Origin of the sequence: Terasakiella sediminum (genome assembly GCF_033100395.1) — a bacterium.
Classification (GTDB): Bacteria; Pseudomonadota; Alphaproteobacteria; order Rhodospirillales; family Terasakiellaceae; genus Terasakiella.
The window spans coordinates 72,441-91,736 of the sequence record NZ_JAWLVJ010000019.1 but is presented as its reverse complement, the minus strand read 5'-3'; the positions used below and the strand labels follow the sequence as shown (position 1 = coordinate 91,736).

Below are 19,296 nucleotides of genomic sequence, written 5' to 3'. Positions count from 1 at the left end.
CGATATGACAAAACGATGTTAAGCTTTCTCGGCTTCGTTCAGGTCACATCAATTCGGGTTTGGGTAAAGCACTTTGTCAACAGAACCTAAATCTGGAAATATCAGAATGATCACAATTGGGACGAAGAAAAGCAACAGACCCAAAAGATACATTTTGCGGTAAAAGAACCAAGGCAATATGCCGATCAGCATTATCCAATTCGAAGAAGAAGTATTTTTTTTATTCTTTACAGCATCATACACTTTCATAAATTTGTCAGCATTAGGACCAACAAACGTTCTGAATTGCTGTTCTTCATCTTGCACAAACTCTTGTGCGTCAGACTGGTCTAGAACCGTATCTTCCTGCAACGTCTCTGCATTTTCAACTTGCGTCATGAAACGCCCCTACCCCATTGATTCAAAAGATGAACCACACACTACTAAATGGTGTAAATTGATACAACCAAGTTTACATAAACCGGACCACCGGGATTAAGTGGGAACAGAGGTGCCCCATCATTGTTGATTATTCTGCCGCTTCAACTTCGGCTGCTGCTGCTTTCATCACTGTGGCAACGGTGGCATAAACTTCTGTCCAAGCGTCGGCAAGATCATCATTCCATGCAGGGCCTAAGCCCTTTTCCAATGTATAAAGAAGTGAAGCACCAACAAGATCGTAATGTTCATCCGTCACCCCATAAGCCACATGACGGCGGCCCAGGTCCTGAACGCTGGCAATTACACTATCGACCTGATGAAGATTGGCAATGGCCCCACCCAGCACCTGCATCAGCTTCACCTTCTGACTTGCCATCTCATTTGGGAAGAGGGGGCGCAGTTCGGGCGAAGTTTCAAAAAGGTGTGTATAAAAAATATCTGCGGCCGTATCCGCAATCGGTACAACTTTCTGAAAGCTATCTTGTACAAGTTTGATGGTTTCAGGGGTCATAGGCTGATCCTTTCACATGGGTGAAGTTCCAATATAGGGAATCTATACACAAGGTTCATGCCAAAAATGTGAAAGTCCGGTGAATCAGGGCTTTAGGCCATGGACCATTAATATAGAAAACCTGGATTGCCTGATTAATCAGCATCAATATTGCTGCACTGCACAAAATATAACCCAGAAATCATAGTTAAAAACTATTAAAAACAACCGTAAAAATCTATCGAAACCTTATGGATTCATATTGGTTTCACTTGCAAAAGCTGCATTTCATGACATATTGAATACTAACTATTTTCAATTTCATTGAGTTTTTCACAGCTCCTAAGAGGATCAAAATGCAATTCGGTAATGACCGTCAAACCATGTCACAAGCTGATGCACGTGTTGCACAGTATGATGTGGGCCTACGTAAATATATGCTGGGCGTCTATAACTACATGGCGGCCGCCATCGCACTTACAGGTATCGTTGCGATGTTGGCCTCAACATCCGCACCATTGATGAACCTGATCCATGGCACGCCTTTGAAATGGGTTGTCATGCTGGCACCGCTTGGTGTGGTGATCTTCTTAAGCGTTCGCATCCATAAAATGTCTGCGCAAACTGCACAGATGACTTTCTGGACTTATGCAAGCCTGATGGGTCTGTCGCTTTCTTACATCCTGCTGGCCTACACAGGTGTCAGTGTTGCGCGCACGCTCTTTATCACAGCTGCTTCTTTTGGTGCTTTGAGCCTTTATGGGTACACCACCAAACGTGACCTGTCCGGTATGGGCACTTTCCTGATCATGGGTCTATTTGGTCTCATCATTGCCAGTGTCGTAAACTGGTTCCTGCAAAGCCCAATTATGCATCTGGTGATTTCTGCGGTTGGTGTGTTGATCGTTGCGGGCCTGACCGCTTATGACACACAAAAGATCAAAGACACATATAACGCGATGGACGGGTCCGAGATCGCGGGCAAAAAGGCCATTATGGGTGCCTTGGAACTGTACCTCGACTTCATCCTGATGTTCCAGTTCTTGCTCAGCTTCCTGGGCGAACGTGAATAGGATCATCTGATCTGAATAGAAAAACCCGGCCTGCCTGACATTCAGGGGCCGGGTTTTTTTGATGTCTGGATATTGCGGTTAAGCCGTCACCGGGTTCGGCACATCCTCGCCTTTAAAGAAGGCTTCCAGATTATCGATGGCACAAAAGCCCATGGCGTTTCGGGTCTCGATGGTCGCACTGCCGAGATGCGGCAGCAAGAAGCAATTGGATAGGCCACGATAGCCTTCATGCAGCTTTGGCTCCCCGTCAAACACATCCAGACCGGCAGCTGCAACGCGACCGCTTTTAAGGGCATTGATCAGCGCCTCATCATCGACCACCCCGCCACGCGCGGTATTAATCACCACGGCATTGTCCGGCAGCAGGTTGATGCGTTCTTCATTCAGGAATTTCTTCGTCTGATCCGTCAGTGGGAAATGAAGCGACAGGAAGTCACTGACTCCCAACAGACTTTCCGGGCTGTCATGATAAATCGCATCATAATCAAGAGTGCGGCGGTTATGATAATGGATCTCCATACCAAAGGCTTTGGCACGATCCGCTACGGCCTGACCGATGCGGCCCATGCCCAGAATGCCCAGACGTTTACCCTGAAGTCCAATGCCCATCAATTGGGTCGGGTTCCAGCCCGTCCAGCTGTCTTCCCGGATAAGACGTTCCCCTTCATGGGCCCGGCGTGATGCCCCTAACAATAAAAGCAGGGCGATATCGGCGGTCGCATCGGTCAAAACACCCGGCGTGTTGGTCACCGTAATACCGCGTTTCATCGCGGCAGCAATATCGATATGTTCATAGCCGACGGAGAAGGTGGAAATGATGCGAATTCGATCCGGAAGTTTCGCAATCAAATCGGCACCGATTTGATCACAGGGCGTGCATAAAATCGCATCTACATTTTCGGCTTGTTGAATTAACTTTTCTGAATCGTAAGCTTCATCTGTCGGATTTAAAATAGTTTCAAATGTATCCATCAAACGATTTTCGACATCTGTGGGTAATTTTCTGGTCACGAGAATTTTTGGATTTGGCATCTGATTTTCCTTTTTTCAGACAAACACCATAACATAAAAAACGCCGTTCCGAAGACAGAACGGCGCTTGAATTTTATCCACAGCCCTGTGGATAAGTCAGCTTGCAGAGCGTAAAATTGCCATCGCCTGGTTCAATTGGCTCATGCGTTCGTGGCTACCATATTTCCCGTCTGGGTGGTGAATAGTTGCCAGCATGCGAAAACGCGCGGTAAGTTCAGATCGTCCCGGGTATGTTTTGGGTGGGAAACCAAGGATGTGTAACGCATCACTACGGTCCTGTACCCCTTCATGCAACGGCTCAAACGACAAGACCGAAACAATCGCTCGTAATCTTTCCATTTCCTCGATTGTTTCGGGAAGATTATGAATATTATTTTGTGCTTTTGCCTGTTCTTCCACCTGTTTTTTCATGGCTTCCAACTCGGCTTTCTGGGCACGCAGGCTTTCTTCAGTATGGACACGGACCTCTGCTTTTCCTTCTTCCATATACAAGGCAAGGTTTAGTGCCTTACGAATGTGCAGCACGTCATACCCTGGGGCCATACGTACTTGCAGGCGCGGTTTACGTCGCCAGGGACGCCCTTTGCTCGGACCCGATTTCAGGATCACGGTTTCACGATCCTGGGCGTCCGGGTCACCTGGATCGGCAAAGGCAGATATGTCAGCATCACTGACCATCAACAAGACGGAACGAGCAAGATCAGCCACGTTAACTTTTTTCTGATCGGCCAGATGACTGACCCGGTCACGGAACTGACTGGTGCAGGGAATGGTGTAGGAGTGTTTTAAATTTGATGATTTAGGTTTTGCTTTTTTCATTTTCACATGATCATCTTGTTCTTTAACTTCTTCCCCCGCACTCATGGAAGCGGTGGCTTCATGGTTACGGGTTTGTGAAGCAGATTGCGCCGAACTATCTAACACTTTTTATATCCATTTCTTCATTATGGGTGGAGTTACCGCCCACCGTCAACTACGAATGTTGTTAAACATCATGTCCGACCTTACTCCTTCAGCTCAAAAATGAAGGAAAGGCCTGAACTCTACCTTCTAAGATACTGATTCTTTGTAAAAAAAGTGTTACCTACCAATGCAGATAATTTTTTCTCAAATTTTATCTATCTAGATTCAAACGTAGTTGTTCCCCCGCTCTGCCCCTTTTCAAGCCCCTGAAAATGCGTCCAAAATGGCTGAAATCTGCACGCGCAGTTGCCTTCTTTAACCTTTTATAAACTTCTGAAGCTACAATTTATCCACAGATTAAATCATTGATTTTAAATATAAAATAAGCTTATCCACAAAGGCAAAAAACATACTCTCAAGCAGAAACGTACCGCATACGAAACTTAGATAAAATTTTATGTAATTTGTTTGATGGTGGTTTTGTCTTTTCTTTCAGACTTTTAGACCCGATCCTCCTGCAGGCTCATCATCGCCCCTAACAAGTCGGCTTCTTCACAGTCGCCGTAAAGATTTTGCGCAAAAAGACGGACATGATGGTGACGTTGGTGCCAGCTTTCCGGACCTTCCTGGGCAGCCGCCATCCAAATCAGGTCGCGTGCCATATCACTGATCAGTTTATAGGGGGCTGGTGTGGGATAGCGTCTCATCTCTGTCTCCTTTAATTACAGACAGATTAAGACAGGTCACAACACCTGGGGATGTGACCGCCAACACATTTACGCATTCCTACCTATCTAGAAAGACAAGGCATCCAGATGGGTTTCGTAATTCTTCCAGCGCTGCATAGACTTACGATAGATCGGTTGGCGCACCTGAACATAGCTTGCGGTCTTGACCCGGCGCTTCTGTTCATGGAATTGATGACATTCTTCGGCAAATTCCAGATCACAGAAATCCAGAAGCTTGGCCACTTCGCCGTCGCGATCTTCGATCAGCTGTTCATAAGAGATATGATAAATCTCATCACCCAACAGTTCAGACCAATGGGCCATCAGTTTTTCATAGGCCTTATAATATCGACCCAGCTCTGCCAGATCATAGATAAAGGGCATGTCACTGCCAAAGCTCTGCATGAAACAGGAAAGACAGGTATCTTTCGCATCACGCATCACATGAATGGTCTTTGCATTCGGCAAAGCCTGTTTGATCAGCCCGATGAATTCAAAGTTATTGGTGAATTTATCTGTGACAATTTTCTTCCCAGCGGCATGATAGGAAAGCTGAGAGAGATAATCTGCCCCGACCTGTGCAATCTTTGCCATCTCGGAAACCGGCTTGCCTTTAAAGTAATCCGGATAATGGGCCTGAATCGCCTCTTTCAGATACGTCACTTCCCCCGCCCCGGACACACCAGGGTGAGACGCAAGAATTTGTTCCACCAGGGTCGTGCCTGATCGTGGCATCCCGAGCACAAAGATCGGCTGAAGCGAATTATCACTTTCACAAACATGTGCGGCCAGATAGTCAGCATCATAAAGCTGAGTGACCGCGTCAAAATAACCTTCACTTTGTTTCACATTATATTTGAAGGATTGACGGCGGATTTTGTTGGCTTTCAGCAGATAATCAAAAGCCACATCATAAAAAGCGTTCTTGTCCAGAATACGTGCCAACGCAAACCCCAGAAGCTCCCGATCGATATTGGATAAGTCCGCAGTCTCATAATGCGCACGCATCTGAACGAAAATAGGATCATCCAGTGCCACACAATCAAGACCCGCCAATTGGAAAAACGCATCACAATTGGGCGCTATGGACAAAGCTTTGCGCAAAGACTCTTCGGCTTCTTTTAACTGCCCGGCTTCGATATAGAGACGACCAAGCTTTTTATGGGCCATGTCAAAGTTTGGCGCGAGTTCAATGGCTTTTTTACAGGAAGCCACCGCATCATCATGCAAATCCTGCTTGGCCTGTACCTGGGCAAGGTGATGCCAGAACAAAGGATGATTGGACTGACGGTTGATCGCTTCCCGATAGGCGTTTGCCGCACCTTCCAGATCATTCATATCTTCCAGATAAAGCCCCAGATTATTGTGTGCTTCCGGACGGTTGGCATCCAACGTGATGGCTTTGTTCAGATATTCTTCGATCTGACCATATTGTTTAAGCTGCAACAACAGATGGGCCAGATTATTCAGCGTCGCATAATTATTGCCATCCAGCTTAAGCGCTGACTGATAAGCGGATTTGGCTTGAGACAGATTGCCTGACGCACTTAACGATGCCGCATAGTTCTGCCACATCATGGGATCACGCCCTTGAATTTTAACCGCTTTTTTGTATGAAGCGATGGCTTTTTTATGATCCCCCATGGCCGCATAAATCAGGCCAATAGTGTTCATAATATGCGGATCGCGTTTCTGCACCTTAAAGACAGACTGCGCACATTCCATCGCTTTGGTAAATTGACCTTGCTGATAAAATTGAATTGCCTGACGGTGAAGCTGATCAAGTGCGGGATTAGTCATGAGAAAGCCATCTGCGCTATAGAATAAATCTTCCCCACACCCTGTGACATGAGGTTTGCGCGATAGTAGCCCAATCCGGAATCGCCGAAAAGAAGCAGTTTAAAAAATATAGGGAAGCCAGACCCAGATCAGAAGATCGGGTAATTTTGTGATCAAAGAAACCGTTTCAAACCACATGCGTTCGGCAACAGCAAACAGTTTGGGGCTTACGGACATGGCAACCACAAACACCCCTGCAATAATCCAATGCAGGTTACGCAAGATGCGCGGTGTTTTGTCTGATCCAGCCATGACATACCCTCTTCGTTGACCCTGTCATATATTTAACAGACAAACTGTAACCTAATTATGACTTAGCCAGTTCTTTTTTGTAACAGATTGTAACAGGTCTAAGTTACAAAGTCTGCTGCACCAATCGCGACGCATTCGCCATAATGGTAAAACTATGTTGTTGCGACATAGATGGTCCGTCCCACCCGGCGCTATCACATATATATATGTTGGGCGAAATCTGGCCATGTTGAGGCAATCCATCAATCCCATATGCAAAGCCAAGATTAGCCGCATAATGGCTGCTGGTAGCATTTTCCATCACCAGTTTTTTATGAGCGTACCATCCCTTGTCAGACAGATATCCGGCAAAGGCTTTGAACTTGGCTTCATCCATGTGCTCAACCGATTTTGTCTTTGAGACCGCTTTCAGGCTGCCGTCACGTTCTTCCAGCCCATATGTGATGTATTCCTGATCCGATCCATACATGGCAGCGATCAAGGCAAACTTGCCGCCCAGACTCGCCATAAGCTGGGAAAAATCACTGCGTCCAAGCACATTATCCACAATGGCATTGGGAAAGCGCGAAACCAGCAAATGATTATAACTTTTGGTCTCTGTCTCACAAAGCCCGCCTGCCAGTTCGGCAAAAGCGATCCCGCGATCTGCCCGTCCCGTCTTTTTCGGCCAAAAAGAAAGAGCCGGGAAATACCAGAGCATGGTGTCATATAATTCAATCTGTTTTTCCGGTTTACCCAGACTGTTACGCACCAGCTGTGATGACCCCAACGCTCCGCCACAGACAAAGATTTTATCGAATGTCTGAGTTTGCGTTACTGTCTTCAAATCTGTGCCGGAAAACTGCACGACTTCTTCATAGATGATCTGACACAACCCTTCCTGTGCCATTTCCCAGATCGGACGGGCAGCCCGAAAAATCGCATCGCGTGGACAGCCATACATGCAGTCCCCACAGGCGATACAGGCGTTTTGATCAGAAGCTTCGGTCTTTAATGCAAAACGATTGGCCCCGATGGCAAGATCAAAAGACTCTTTCTTTGCTGTTCCGCGCAAATCATCCAGTGCCGGATCAAGGTCAAGGCCCGGCTGATTCAAACTACTTTCATCAAAAAAGCACGACAGTGGATCGTCCTTTTGTCCTGCAACAGGGATCAGGTCTGCGATAAAGTCATAATGGTCTTTCAGATCCCCCAATTTATTCACCACCGGGTCATGCAGGTGGTGATTGGGGAAGACAGAACTGCTCCAATAATTCCCGATACCGCCGAAACTGTCGGAAATTTTAATCTCGGTCTTTAATCCATCATGCCCGCGATGGCTTGTCACAGGTTCATTGTTAAAACATCGTGGCGGCAGCAAACCACCTTCGCCCAAAGCTTTGGATGATTTCAGGGTTTGATTGATATCCCTTGCATCAAACCGTTCTTTATAATCAGCCTGAACGCGGGCTTCCTGATCCGCATTCCCGCTGGCAAAAACGGTAATTTCCAGATCGCGCCCTGCCCGTTTCAACGCCACCAGCCGGGCCAGCGCACCAAAGCCGGCCGGGCCACTGCCGATGATGGCTATTTTTTCAGGCCCACTCATGCCCCGTCCTTATTTTCAAGGACCACGCGTTTTTCAACCGCTTCGGGACTGACGGTCAAGAGCGTAATCAATCGATCCGCGATTGACATTGATGGCACCAATTTACGCACCAGATACAGCATCGCAACCGTCAGGCCATTGGGCACCGGGATGGGCAGACCACTGACTTTCTTAACTTTCAGAATATCGACAATCAGATCGTTTAGCCGCACAGCTTCGGGTCGATAAGCAGCCACCAGTCGCGGGCAATTATCAAAATCCAGCACCGATTTTTCCAAGGCCTGCATCACCTGATCCGCATCCGCCACCACCGCCATGGGCGACGGCAAGAATTTAAAGGCCCCATGCAGCTTGCAGACAAAATTCTGCAAAGCAAGATACGGCCCCATGGCAGGTTCCGACATCACAAGGCCCGCAATGATTTCGACCGTGCGTGATCGATCCATTTTTTGCGCCAAGGCAAATTTCGCCTGCCCGTAATAACTGGGGTTCACATCGGTTGCACAAACCGACGACATAAAGACCGTCTTGATGTCATCAGGAAGGGCCGTTGTTAAATTCTGATAGAGATCGAGGTTATCCGATGTGGCCTTGCTGACATCTTTTGGTCGCGCCCAAGCCAGATGGACCAGAATTTCCGCATCCTTGCACTGATCGACAATGTCAGCCGGAACTGTTTTTTGAAGATCACACGGGATATAAATGACGGAACCGTCTTTCTGATAAAGCCCGTCCTGTTTCGCCCAAGGGGTGATAAGTGCAAGAACCTCGACACCCTTCTCACAAACGGATTTAATCAGATCCTGACCAATACCTGAATGCGCCCCTGTTACGACAACCTTCACCATCTGTGCCCCTTTAACTTCATTCTGGCGCACTCTACACCAATTAAAAATTCACACAAAGAAAAAGGGCCGCACCCGTTGGTACAGCCCTCCCTCACTTTATATAGAAAGACTTAGTTTGGCAATTTACCAACCACGCCTTCGACATACCAGTTAAAGCCCAGCATATCCCCATCAGACATTGTTGTGCCCGCAGCCACTTTTTCGTTGCCTTCGTTATCTTTGATCGGACCTGCAAACGGGTGCAAGGTGCCAGCGATAATGTCAGCTTTGGCTTTATTCACCAAGTCCTGAACGTCCTGTGGAACCGCTTCGTTAAACGGTGCGATCTGAACCATATTTTCCTTCAGACCATCCCATGTGTCGCGATCCCCTTTCCAGGAACCAGCCAGAACTTCTTCCACACGTTTCACATAGTAAGGTGCCCAGTTGGTCATAGACGCTGTCAGGTGTGCTTTCGGGCCGAACTTGGACAGATCGGAGTTATAACCGATGGCATAAACGCCTGCATCTTCAGCCGCCTGAATGGTGGCCGGGCTATCTGCGTGCAGGTTCAAAACGTCTGCGCCCTGACCGATCAATGTGTCTGCTGCCTGACGTTCCTTACCCGGGTCATACCAGGAGTTTGTCCAGATCACGCGAACTTCCGCTTCTGGGTTTACAGCACGAATACCTTGTGTAAAGGCGTTGATGCCGCGCACAACCTCAGGGATCGGGAAAGCAGCCACATAACCGATGACGTTGGATTTGGTCATTTTGCCCGCAACCAGACCCACCAGGTAACGTCCTTCGTAGAAACGCGCCAGATACGTATTGACGTTTGCCGCACGTTTGTAGCCTGTTGCATGTTCAAACGCTGTGTTTGGGAACTGCTTCGCCACTTTCAAAGTTGGGTTCATGTAACCAAAGGACGTTGCGAAAATCGCTTTATAATCGCCTTTCGCAAAATTCATGATCACACGTTCTGAATCCGGGCCTTCAGCCACAGATTCAACGAAGCTGACTTTAATTTTATCGCCAAATTTTTCTTCAATGGCTTTACGACCCAGGTCATGCTGGTAAGTGTAGCCCGCATCACCCACAGGGGAGACATAAACAAAACCAACTTTTGCCGGGCCAGCTGCTGCTGGGGCAGGTTCTGCTTTTTTCTCGACCATTTCTTTTTTCGCCGGGGCTTCTTCAGCCGCCTTTTTGGGCTCGTCACTTTCGCCACAAGCTACCAGGGTCAATGAAACGGCAGCTGCCGCCATGATCGCCTTGAAATTTCGCATTAAATTCAACTCCTAACCTAAATTTTTAAAAGGTCTCTCTTTCCCAATTATCCATCCGCCCTGAAAGGTTTCCCCAGACAGGCCGGTGCATTCAGCCGGATTTTGGTTTCATCGCGCGAGATGATCACCAAAACCAGAATTGTTGCGATATACGGCAGCATATTCATCAGATGCGCCGAGATATCTACGCCCAGACTTTGGACATTTAACTGTAAAATCGTCACCCCGCCAAACAAATACGCTCCGATCAGCGCACGTGATGGCTTCCAGGTGGCAAAAACCACCAACGCAAGCGCGATCCATCCGCGCCCCGCTGTCATGTTTTCGCCCCACATCGGCGTATAAATCAACGAGATATAGGCGCCTGCCAGACCCGACATAGCCCCGCCAAACAGGATGGCGCAAAAACGGATGGTCACAACCGGATAGCCAATGGCATGCGCAGCATGATGGGATTCGCCCACCGCGCGCAAAATCATGCCCCAGCGCGAACTGTTTAAGAACCAGGCGGTCGCAGCCACCAGAATAAAGGCGACATAAACCATAATGTCATGGCCAAACAGCAACGGCCCAAAGACCGGAATATCGCTCAGACCCGGGATATGGATCGCCTGCAGCCCCTCAATCGGCGTGCCCTGATAACTCAGTCCGAAAAAGGCGGAAACGCCAACGCCAAAGATGGTGAGCGCCAGGCCACTTGCCACCTGATTGGTATGGAGGAATAAGACCAATACCGCAAACAGACTGGAGAGCAAGGCCCCCGCCAACATGGCGGCAAAAATCCCCAATGTTGAACTGCCCGTAGCCACAACGGCAATAAAACCAGCAACCGCGCCAACCAGCATCATGCCTTCCACACCCAGGTTCAACACACCGGATTTTTCCGTGATCAATTCACCAATGGCAGCAAACACCAGCGGGGTCGCCCCGCGTGCAACGCCCAGCAAGATGGCGACAATGGTTTCAACTTCAAATCCGATCATGCGGCTTTCCTCTTAAAACCAAGGACCAGGCGGTAATTGATCAACACATCAGAGGCCAGCAGGAAGAACAAAAGCATGCCCTGAAAAACGCCCGTTACAGCCAAAGGCAGGCTCAATTCCATCTGCACGGTTTCTCCACCGAGATAAGAAAGCGCAATCAACAAAGCCGCCATCAAAATTCCCATCGGATGCAGACGCCCCAAAAAGGCAACGATAATGGCGGTAAAGCCGTAACCGGGGGAAATGATCGGCTGTAACTGTCCGATCGGTCCGGCCACTTCAAACATGCCTGCCAAACCTGCCAGCCCCCCGCCCAACAAAAGGCTCATCCACACAACTTTTTTCGGGCTAAAGCCAGCATAGCTTGCAGCCAGTGGAGTCAGGCCCACGACCTTGACCTGAAAACCGATCAAGGTGCGGCTGATCAATATCCAGCCAAGGATCACAACGAATAAAGCGATCAACGCCCCGATATGAAGGCGGGAACCCTCGACCAATAAAGGCAGGATCGCCGCCTCACCAAAGGTACGTGATTCCGGGAAGTTAAAACCTTCCGGATTACGAAGCGGACCGTTAACCAGATACCCTAAGAACAACGTCGCCACATAGGTCAGCATCAGACTGGTCAGAATTTCATTAGCGTGAAAGCGTGTTTTCAAAAAAGCCGGGATCGCAGCCCAGGCCATACCGCCTGCAATGCCCGCAACAATCATGATGGGGATCATCAAAGAACTGGTGCTTTCATGCCAGGTGACCGCAATGGCCCCGGCCGTAATCGCCCCCATGGTCAACTGACCTTCCGCCCCGATATTCCAGACGTTGCCGCGAAAGCCCAAAGCGAGCCCAACCGCGCAGAGCGTCAGGGGTGTGGCCTTTAACAGCAGCTCGGTTATACCATAAGAATCACTGATAGGTTTAATGAAGAATAAGTATAATGATTGACCTGCGTTATATCCCAGGGCAGAAAACATCATCGCCCCGGCGACCAATGTCAGGACAACCGCCAGCAAGGGTGCCCCATAAACCATCATGCGCGAAGGGGCCAGACGCGGTTCAAATCGGATCATGTGCGGGCCTCCTCATCCCAGGCATCGACCTGATCAAACAGACCGCCCATCAACAAACCAACCTGTTCAACCGAGGTCTCATGGGTTTCTCGCGCTTCGGACAATCGCCCATGAGAAATCACCGCCATGCGATCGGTAATGGCAAACAGTTCATCCAGATCTTGGGACACCACCAAGATGGCACAGCCTTCATCGCGCAAATCCATCAGGGCCTGATGAATGGCCGCAGCTGCGCCTGCATCCACACCCCAAGTGGGTTGGGCAACGATCAAAAGACGCGGGCTTTTTAACAATTCACGCCCGATGATAAATTTCTGCAGGTTCCCGCCAGAAAGAGATTTCGCTTCGGATTTCGACCCGCCCGTTCGCACATCGAAAGCTTCGATAATCTTTTTTGCCAGTGCATGTGCTTTTGAAAAGCGTAACCAGCCCATTTGCACCAGATCAGATACCCCATGCCCGGACAGGACCGTGTTATCCGCCAGTGACATTTCCGGCACGGTGCCATGCCCAAGTCGTTCTTCCGGCACAAAGGCCATGCCCATCTTACGGCGTTTCTGTGGACCTAAATGCGCAACAGGCACGCCATCAATGCGGATGGCATTATCGCTGGGGCACAGACGTTCACCGGACAACAAAGACAGAAGATTGTTCTGTCCATTGCCCGCAACGCCCGCAATGCCAAAGATTTCGCCAGATTTCACGCTGAAACCAACACTGTCCAGATCAGCCACAAATACATCATCGGTGGACATGGATAGATTTTCCACCACCAGACGATCTTCGCCCGCTGTGACATTGGCATTCTTTTCCGGTGTCTGAATTTCTTCGCCCACCATCATCTGTGCCATGGATCGCGCACTTTCTTGCGATGGATCACACCCGCCCACAACCTTGCCTGCGCGCAGGATGGTTGCGCGATCACATAAGGCTTTGATCTCATCCAGCTTGTGGGAGATATAGAGGATGGATCGGCCTTCTTCACGCAAGCGGCGCAGCGTCACAAACAGCTTATCCACTTCCTGCGGTGTCAGAACCGAGGTCGGTTCATCCATAATGATCAGGCTCGGGTCCTGCAACAGACAGCGCACAATCTCCACGCGTTGGCGCTCGCCCACCGATAACGTATGGATATGACGCACCGGGTCCAGCGGCAGACCGTATTTTTCTGAAACCTCAATGATGCGCTTGGCAAGTTCTTTAAGCGAGCCTTTCTCATTGATCCCCAGGGCGACATTTTCCAGCACGGTCATGGATTCAAAGAGGGAAAAATGCTGGAACACCATGCCGATGCCCAATTTGCGCGCATTGCCCGGGTTATCGATCTGAACCGGATGACCTTCCCAGATGATCTGGCCTTCATCGGGCTGCATAATCCCATAGATCATTTTCACCAGCGTGGATTTACCCGCGCCGTTTTCGCCCAGAAGCGCATGGATTTCCCCCGGCTTGACGTTAAAGTCCACATGGTCATTGGCGATACAGGCAGGAAAGGCCTTTGTAATGCCGGAGAGTTCTAGGCGCATAAGCCAACCTCACGCACTTTATTTCGAACGACCGCCTGAATGGCAACCGGGTCCTTGATCAGTTTGATCTCTTTAAACAATTCTTTTGCTTCCGGGTAGGTGCGGCCCAGCAGCTTGATCCATTGTTTCATGCGGCCTTCACCCCATTTCGGGCGTTTGGTGTCCTGCATCAGATCACAATAGATATCCAGCCAACCGAGCATTTCGACCCAATCGGCAAACTCCCCACCCTTGATCTCACGTGCCAAGGATGGACGTGCAATGGCGCCGCGTCCGATCATAATGTCGTCACAGCCACTGATTTCCCGGCATTTCGCCGCATCTTCAGGCGTCCAGATCTCGCCATTTGCCACAACCGGGATGTCGATCACCTCACAAATTTTGGCAATCCATTCCCAATGCGCAGGCGCTTTATAGCCTTCCAGCTTGGTACGCGCATGAACGGTCAGCTTTTCAGCGCCTGCTTCTTCCAGGGCTTTCGCATTATCCAAACACAGCGTTTTATCTTCAAAGCCTAAGCGCATCTTGGCGCTTAAAGGGATGTGATCCGGCAGGGCCGCTTTAACGGCAGAGCAAATTTCAAACAGTTTTTCCGGCCATTGCAGCAAAGCAGCACCTGCCATATGGCGGTTCACCGTCTTTGCCGGACAGCCGAAGTTCAGATCAATCCCGGTTGCGCCCAGTTCCACTGCAAAGGCAGCATTGGCGGCAACCACATCGGCTTCACCGCCCATCAACTGTACATGGACCGGAATGCCAGACTGGGTTTCACAATTATTGGAAAGTTCGGGGCAGTATTTAAAGAACCATTCTGCCGGGGCCACCACTTGGGAGACGCGCACGAATTCTGTCACACACAGGTCGAACCCTGTGATCCGTGTCAGCATATCGCGCATATGGACGTCAACAACCCCTTCCATCGGGGCCAGTGTGATGGTCATCGATTCCCAAATCCTTGACCGCTTGGTAAAAAAAAGCTTTTAGCAAATCACAACAGGCTTGTCTTTAAAGAAAGTGCAACAAACCGATCATTCTGCAGCGCTTGGCTTGACCACCTCTTTGACCAGTTCGGCTTCAATGGGGGCTTCCAGTTCAGCAACGATGGCTTGCGGTGGGGTTTGCCATTTTTTACTGTCAAAACCACCGCATTTTCCACAGACTGCCGACCAGTCCGCCGACACATCACCACAGGACTGACAGACCCAGGCGGGATTCGCTGCTGCTTCGGTCGCTTTTCGCAACCATTCTCGCGCACCCGCCATATCGCCATTTTCGGTTTCAACCAATTGTGCCTGCAGCGCAAAGACCCGGGCACTTGGCGCTTCGGTTAACAGAACAGTCAACTCATCACGCGCCTCGCCCCACAACTGGGCTTCCAGTGCCGCACGGGCGATAATCACCCGGCTTTCGATATGTGTGCGGTATTTGCCTGCCAGTTTTTCCGCCAGTTTCACCCGCTTCAACGCATCCGGTTCGGCGTGAAGCTCCTGATACAGATCATAAAGCGCAGGATGCGGATTGCGTGCCCACATCTCTTCAATCACGCTATAGGCTTTGCGCAATTTATTGGTTTTCGCGAGCAAACGCGCTTCCATCAAAGCAGCGGGCGCCATCATCGGGTCTTGTTTTAATGCCAGACCCAACAAGCGGATGGCCCCGTCAACGGAACCTTCTTCTTCAGCCTGGCGCGCACGTTCCACCATCAAAGCGGCTTTTTGCGTCTTGCCTTTACTCGCATCCACCAATTTGTGCTTCACCGATGTATCCAGTGTCGATTCGGCTTCCGCCCACTGACCTTTTTCCAGTTGCAGTTCAAACAGGTTGTGGGCGAGCCACTCTGTCTTTGGCTTTAACTGATAAGCTTTCTTCGCCAGCATCAGGGCTTCATCCGTATCACCCCGGGCTATGGCCTGGTTTAACAGACCGCGCAAGCCCAGGAATTCCATCCCCTTGGTTTTGGACATTTCATCAAAAAACCGGGTTGCGGCCTGATCATCGCCTTCCAACTGCGCGGCCTGCGCGGAAAGCAACATGGTGAGGCTTGGATCTTTCAGCAATTGATTGGCTTTGCGCGCATGTTTGATCGCTTCGCCCGATTCGCCCGCCGCCACAGCAACCAAGCCTTTGGTGAGCGATTCATAACCTTTGTGCGTGCGCTTTTCGCTGCGGTAATGACCAAATATTTTGGGCGAACGGCGAATAAACAGCCAGCCACGATACAAAAGCGCACAAAATCCAACCACGACCAAAACGGCCACAAGGGCAAGCGCGATGGGCACATCCACGATGACACCCTGCCATTCAACCGAAACCTGACCGGGGTTTTCCGCAAACCAGATGCCGATCGCAACGAAGATCAGCAGCAGGACAATATATTTAACGATACGACCAAACATTAGCCTTGGCCTCCTGTCCCACCCAGCAACGATAAGATATGCGCCTGCATCTTAGAAAGGGCGGCCTGCGCATCCAGTCGGGCCTGCGCCTGATCGATCCAGCCTTTGGCAGCATCCAGCGGGTTGCCTTCCAGCGTATTCAATTCTTTAATCGCTGCGGCCAGATCACCGTTATTCACATTATGTTCGGCGCGTGCCACAACACCTAATGCACCCTCACCATCCAAATTGCCAGGAGCACGGCGGATATTGACCAGCGAGGTGATATTCTTCACCGTCTGTTCCATCCAGTCTGCCCCTTCCGGCACCGCAACTGCGCGCACAATATCGTTGGCTGTTTTGTCGAACGAGCTGATCAGCGCACTTTGGGAAGGAATACCATCACCGGCATGGGCTTTCAGGCTATCCACAGCCAGTTCCAGACTGACATCCCCTTGCGCCAGCGCTGCCAGCGTTTTCAACTCCGGCCCGTAAGGCGATGACGTGCGCACCACTTCACGCAAGGCACTTAAGCTTGCGATCAGGGCTTGCGCGTTATCAGATGAACTGCGTGCCTGAAGGCGCGCTGCTTCCACATCAGCCAGACGGTTGTTCAGTTCCGTCACCAATTGGGACAGGCGCTTGTTTTCTTCTTTCAGTGCGGCCAATTCCTTAAGGCCCACTACTTCTCCAGCTGGAACATTAGAAATTTCAATAGTTGAAATTTCCGATTTTACACTGGAAAATTCCGCTTCAAGGGCGGCGACTTTATCCAAAACAGGTGTTAAATCAACATCTTGTGGCTTCTGTTCTTTCTGCAGCTTTTCCAGATCAGCCATCCGTTTGGAAATGCTCGCCATATACTGTTGCACTTCCTGGCTTGGCTCCACCTTCAGACGATCAGCGAGTTCAGCTTTCAATTGCGGCAGCCACATATCCTTGGTGAAGTGTCCCCCGACTGCTGCACCAGCAACGATTACAACAGAAGCGACAAGTAGTTTCGCCTTGAAGGAACCTTTCTTTTTAACCGGGGCAGCTGGCTTTTCCTTCAACGCCTTTTCAACCGGGTCGTCCGCCTTTTTGGCATCTGTCGTGCTGGCCGCACTGGCTTTCTTGGGCGCAGTATCGTTTTTTACATCTTCTTTCTTGGCTGCCGATTTTACTGGTTCTTCTTTTTTGGTCGTCATCACTTCGTCCTTTGCTGACAGGCATGCGACAAGCGCATCCTGATCCGGTGTCTTGGCTGTTATAATTTCTTTAAAACCAGCATCTTTCAGCTTGTCGGCCACCGCCTTGCTCAGGCAGAAAGCGCTTAGATTCTTCAGGCTGGATTTGATCTTGGCTTTTTCCGCCAATTCCACGAAAGCCGTGGCCGTGCGCGGAGAATAAAGCAGCACGCCGTTGATGGTTCCGGCTGAGATATCTTTTTTAAGGGTTAGGCTGAGATCGGTTGTTTTATCCGCGCTGTAAAGCACAACGCGGACATATTCAAACCCGTCTTTTTCAAGCAGGCCTTTCAGGTCCCCTGCGATGCGCGACCCCGCCACATGGATGAGCTTGCCTTTTTTAGGGTCACATTTTTCCTTGGCAAGTTTCGCCAAAGCTTCCACATCACCTGTAGCACTTTCAACCGATTTAAAGCCCGCTTCGCTTGCGGCCTTGGCAGAGGCGTCCCCGACAGCAAGGATTTTGAAGCTGCGGCGTTTATCGGCACTTGCCAGATGACGCACGCCATTGGCACTGGTCACCAAAATCGCCTGAATATCAGCCACTTTCAGATCGGCCAGCGCTTTTGCCCCGTCCGCTTCGCCCTTGATGGTCAGAAGCGGAAAGGTGACAGCCTCATGTCCTTTGGATTTCAGGATTTTAACAAGGGGATCAGCATCTTCTTTTGGTCGTGTGACAAGTAAACGCATGTTTCCCCCATGTAAGTAAGTCCTAGTTGTGCATATTATGGCCTAGGCTTGGGTCACTTCACAAAGGAAATCTTCACCTGCACGCTCTTTTAATTCCTGCCCGGCTTTGGTGCCCAATGTATCGGGGTCATTGACAGGCCCACGCATTTCATTGGTCAGCACTTCCGATCCATCCGGTTTTGCCAGAAGACCTTTCAAAACAATCTCTTCACCCTCAATCACGGCCAGGGCTGCAATCGGTGTACGGCAGGATCCGTCCAGCACGCGCAGAAGCGCACGTTCTGCTTCAATCCGGGTTTTGGACGTCTGACAGTTGAGTGCAGCCAGATAGTTCAGCATGGTTTCATCATTGGTGCGACATGTAATGCCAATGGCGCCCTGGGCCACAGCGGGCAGCATGACATCTTCATCAATCACGGACGTAATGGCATCTTCATTCTTAAGGCGACGCATCCCGGCATTTGCCAAAAGAGTCGCATCCACAACGCCTTCTTCCAGTTTACGCAAACGGCTTTGAACGTTGCCACGGAAAGTTTCGACCTTCAGATGCGGATAGGTTGCCTTGATCTGAGCCTGACGGCGCAGCGACGCTGTGCCCACGACCGAGCCTTCCGGCAAATCTGCCAGTGTCTTGGCTTTGTTTGAGATAAACACATCGCGCACATCTTCGCGCGGCAAAATGCATGGCAGGCAAATGCCGTCCGGCAACCAGGTCGGCACATCTTTCATGGAATGAACCGCAATATCCACCCGGCCATCCAACTGCGCATCATCGATTTCTTTGGTAAACAGACCTTTCCCACCAATTTCAGCCAATGGGCGATCCAGAATCATGTCCCCTGTTGTCTTGATGACTTCGATCTCAATCATGCCGTCGCCCCGTAAGTCTTCATGGGCGGCCTGCAGGCGTTCACGGGTTTCGTAGGCTTGGGCCAGTGCAAGGGGGCTTCCGCGCGTACCGATGACGAGTTTTGGTTTATCGGACATG

General features: G+C 50.0%; 18 protein-coding genes. 1 reads left to right on the top strand and 17 read right to left on the bottom strand.

Annotated elements, in window-relative coordinates:
• Nucleotides 1-48: 48 nt before the first annotated feature.
• Together RYZ26_RS14815 and RYZ26_RS14810 are read right to left on the bottom strand one after the other, a co-directional pair.
• Nucleotides 49-378 (bottom strand): DUF2628 domain-containing protein, encoded by a 330-nt coding sequence (locus RYZ26_RS14815; RefSeq protein ID WP_317684010.1) that lies wholly within the window; start codon nt 376-378, stop codon nt 49-51.
• A gap of 130 nt (nt 379-508) precedes the next feature.
• Nucleotides 509-931, bottom strand: coding sequence for a globin family protein (locus RYZ26_RS14810; protein ID WP_317684009.1), 423 nt, complete (start codon nt 929-931; stop codon nt 509-511).
• Between the two features lie 335 nt (nt 932-1,266).
• On the opposite strand from RYZ26_RS14810, the gene RYZ26_RS14805 reads away from it, so the two are divergent.
• Nucleotides 1,267-1,983 (top strand): Bax inhibitor-1/YccA family protein, encoded by a 717-nt coding sequence (locus RYZ26_RS14805; protein WP_317684008.1) that lies wholly within the window; start codon nt 1,267-1,269, stop codon nt 1,981-1,983.
• A gap of 78 nt (nt 1,984-2,061) precedes the next feature.
• Here RYZ26_RS14805 and RYZ26_RS14800 read toward each other — a convergent pair whose 3' ends face one another.
• The 15 genes from RYZ26_RS14800 to hemC form a co-directional block, all read right to left on the bottom strand.
• Nucleotides 2,062-3,015 (bottom strand): 2-hydroxyacid dehydrogenase, encoded by a 954-nt coding sequence (locus tag RYZ26_RS14800; protein WP_317684007.1) that lies wholly within the window; start codon nt 3,013-3,015, stop codon nt 2,062-2,064.
• Between the two features lie 96 nt (nt 3,016-3,111).
• Nucleotides 3,112-3,939 carry a J domain-containing protein gene (locus tag RYZ26_RS14795; protein WP_317684006.1) on the bottom strand — a complete coding sequence of 276 codons (828 nt, stop codon included), beginning with the start codon at nt 3,937-3,939 and terminating at the stop codon, nt 3,112-3,114.
• Nucleotides 3,940-4,418: 479 nt separating this feature from the next.
• On the bottom strand, nt 4,419-4,625 hold the full coding sequence (locus RYZ26_RS14790) for a hypothetical protein (RefSeq protein ID WP_317684005.1): 207 nt from the start codon (nt 4,623-4,625) through the stop codon (nt 4,419-4,421).
• An 87-nt stretch (nt 4,626-4,712) separates the two neighbouring features.
• On the bottom strand, nt 4,713-6,446 hold the full coding sequence (locus RYZ26_RS14785; RefSeq protein WP_317684004.1) for a tetratricopeptide repeat-containing sulfotransferase family protein: 1,734 nt from the start codon (nt 6,444-6,446) through the stop codon (nt 4,713-4,715).
• A gap of 99 nt (nt 6,447-6,545) precedes the next feature.
• Complete coding sequence (locus tag RYZ26_RS14780) at nt 6,546-6,737, bottom strand: hypothetical protein (protein WP_317684003.1); 192 nt, start codon at nt 6,735-6,737, stop codon at nt 6,546-6,548.
• A gap of 103 nt (nt 6,738-6,840) precedes the next feature.
• Entirely contained in the window at nt 6,841-8,325 is a 1,485-nt protein-coding gene (locus tag RYZ26_RS14775; protein ID WP_317684002.1) for a hypothetical protein, read from the bottom strand.
• Complete coding sequence (locus tag RYZ26_RS14770; RefSeq protein WP_317684001.1) at nt 8,322-9,203, bottom strand: NAD-dependent epimerase/dehydratase family protein; 882 nt, start codon at nt 9,201-9,203, stop codon at nt 8,322-8,324. The genes RYZ26_RS14775 and RYZ26_RS14770 overlap by 4 nt, the downstream gene beginning before the upstream one ends.
• Before the next feature lie 80 nt (nt 9,204-9,283).
• A complete protein-coding gene (locus RYZ26_RS14765) occupies nt 9,284-10,441 on the bottom strand; it encodes a BMP family ABC transporter substrate-binding protein (protein ID WP_317684000.1) in 1,158 nt (385 codons plus the stop codon).
• 47 nt (nt 10,442-10,488) lie between these two features.
• Nucleotides 10,489-11,424 (bottom strand): ABC transporter permease, encoded by a 936-nt coding sequence (locus RYZ26_RS14760; RefSeq protein ID WP_317683999.1) that lies wholly within the window; start codon nt 11,422-11,424, stop codon nt 10,489-10,491.
• On the bottom strand, nt 11,421-12,491 hold the full coding sequence (locus RYZ26_RS14755; RefSeq protein WP_317683998.1) for an ABC transporter permease: 1,071 nt from the start codon (nt 12,489-12,491) through the stop codon (nt 11,421-11,423). Before RYZ26_RS14755 ends, RYZ26_RS14760 begins: the two co-directional genes overlap by 4 nt.
• Nucleotides 12,488-14,017, bottom strand: coding sequence for an ABC transporter ATP-binding protein (locus tag RYZ26_RS14750; RefSeq protein WP_317683997.1), 1,530 nt, complete (start codon nt 14,015-14,017; stop codon nt 12,488-12,490). Before RYZ26_RS14750 ends, RYZ26_RS14755 begins: the two co-directional genes overlap by 4 nt.
• Nucleotides 14,008-14,958, bottom strand: coding sequence for a tRNA dihydrouridine synthase (locus RYZ26_RS14745; protein WP_317683996.1), 951 nt, complete (start codon nt 14,956-14,958; stop codon nt 14,008-14,010). Before RYZ26_RS14745 ends, RYZ26_RS14750 begins: the two co-directional genes overlap by 10 nt.
• An 87-nt stretch (nt 14,959-15,045) precedes the next feature.
• Nucleotides 15,046-16,413 carry a heme biosynthesis protein HemY gene (locus RYZ26_RS14740; protein WP_317683995.1) on the bottom strand — a complete coding sequence of 456 codons (1,368 nt, stop codon included), beginning with the start codon at nt 16,411-16,413 and terminating at the stop codon, nt 15,046-15,048.
• Nucleotides 16,413-18,308: a uroporphyrinogen-III synthase gene (locus RYZ26_RS14735; protein WP_317683994.1), complete on the bottom strand. Its 1,896-nt coding sequence runs from the start codon at nt 18,306-18,308 to the stop codon at nt 16,413-16,415. The genes RYZ26_RS14740 and RYZ26_RS14735 overlap by 1 nt, the downstream gene beginning before the upstream one ends.
• A gap of 42 nt (nt 18,309-18,350) precedes the next feature.
• Nucleotides 18,351-19,295: a hydroxymethylbilane synthase gene (hemC, locus tag RYZ26_RS14730; RefSeq protein WP_317683993.1), complete on the bottom strand. Its 945-nt coding sequence runs from the start codon at nt 19,293-19,295 to the stop codon at nt 18,351-18,353.
• Between the last annotated feature and the right edge of the window lies 1 nt (nt 19,296).